The 1,918-nt window shown below is 67.9% G+C and carries 1 protein-coding gene; it reads right to left on the reverse strand.

What is annotated here, in order from left to right; genetic code table 11:
- A partial coding sequence (locus tag AU188_RS17060) for a non-ribosomal peptide synthetase (protein WP_156426730.1) occupies positions 1-1,918 on the reverse strand: 1,918 nt, incomplete at both ends.

The raw sequence follows: 1,918 nt of genomic DNA on the forward strand, positions 1-1,918 counted from the left end.
TGCGTCGTCGCGCTGCGCATGAAGCCGCAGCATGGGGTGGTGGTCCAGCAGCGCTTGCAGAATGGTGACGACGTCGGCGTCGGTTGTGCCCGCCGGTGCCTGCACCACGATGGTTTGGTTGAACTGGTCGGTCGGGCCGTCGATCTCGTGTAGCCAACCCATGATGGGCGTGGGCTGCACCGGGCCGGTGCCGTCGTCGATCGGGCCGGGCTCCTTGTCGGTCGCGTCGGCTACCCGGGCTAGTCGGGCGACGGTCTGTTCGACGAAGATGTCGCGGGGGCGGCATTGCAGTCCGGCGGCGCGGGCGCGGGCCACCACTTGCATCGACAAGATGCTGTCACCACCGAGGTCGAAGAACGAGTCGTCGACGCCGACCCGCTCCAGCCCCAGCACTTGGGCGTAGATGCCGGCCAAGATCTCCTCGACCGCGTCGGCGGGGGCGCGGTATTGCAACGGGTTGTGGTAGTCAGGTGCCGGCAGCGCGCGGGTGTCGAGTTTGCCGTTGACGGTCAACGGCAGCGCGTCGAGCATGACCACCGCCGCCGGCACCATGTAGGCCGGCAACCGCTCGGCCAGCGCGCCACGCAGCCCTGCCGGGTCCACACTCCCGCTGACGGTTTCGGTCACATAGCCGACCAGACGCTTGTCGCCGGGGCGGTCTTCGCGGGCGATGACGACGGCTTGCTCGACGCCGTCGAGGGCGGCCAGGGCGCTTTGGATCTCGCCGAGTTCGACACGATAGCCGCGGATCTTGACCTGCTCGTCGGCGCGCCCGAGATACTGCAGCTGCCCATCGGCGCGCCAGCACACCAGATCACCGCTGCGATACATCCGCGTGCCCGCCGGCCCGAACGGGCAGGCCACGAACCGCCCACCGGTCAGCCCGCCTCGGCCGAGGTAGCCCACCCCCACACCCAGACCGGCCACATACAACTCACCGACCACCCCGCCCGGCACCGGATGCAGCCACTGGTCGAGCACGAACACCGCCGCCGTCGACACCGGCGCACCGATCGGCGCGGCCCCCGACCCCGCTCTCAGCGGCGCGCTCATCGACGCGTACACCGTGGCCTCGGTCGGACCATAAGCGTTGATCAACACCCGGCCCGGCGCCCACTGGTCCACCACCTCGGCCGCACACGCCTCACCACCGAGCAACACCGCCACCGACTCCAACCCCTGCGGGCTCAAAGCGGCGACCGCCGAGGGAGTCTGGGTCAACACATTGACCCGCTCACCCACCAGCAACGCGTGGAAGTCCTGCGGCGACCCGCTCACCTCTTCGGGCACCACCACCAACCGGCCCCCGCCCAGCAGCGCCGCCCAGATCTCCCACACCGAAAAGTCGAAACCATAAGAGTGACACTGCGTCCACACCTGCTCTCCCGGCAGATCCGCCGGCGTGGACACGACAAGATGAGCCAGATTCTGATGGCTGATCGCCACACCCTTGGGAATACCGGTCGTGCCCGAGGTGTAAATCACGTACGCGATATCGTCGGGAGCCGGCGCCGGCAACGGCGTAACCAGCTGATCGACGACCGCGAGATCATCGATGTCGATGACCGGAATATCGTGGCCGTCGAGGCGTTCCCGCAAACCGGCAGTCGTGATGGCGACGACCGGCGCGGCGTCGGTGAGCATGAACTCGACACGCGCATCGGGGTGCGCCGGATCGATCGGTAGATACGCCGCCCCCGTCTTGAGCACCGCCAACATCGCCACGACCGCCTCGGCCGAACGCTCCAACAGCAGGGCCACGTTCTGACCAGGACGCGCGCCCCGCGCCGATAGCAGATGCGCCAACCGATTCGACGCCTCGTCGAGTTCGCGATAGGTCCATGAATCCCGTCCGCAATTGACCGCCACGGCCTCAGGACGACGCTCCACTTGCACGGCGAACAACTCAGGAACCGAT

Origin of the sequence: Mycobacterium sp. IS-3022 (assembly GCF_001500065.1) — a bacterium.
Taxonomy (GTDB): domain Bacteria; phylum Actinomycetota; class Actinomycetes; order Mycobacteriales; family Mycobacteriaceae; genus Mycobacterium.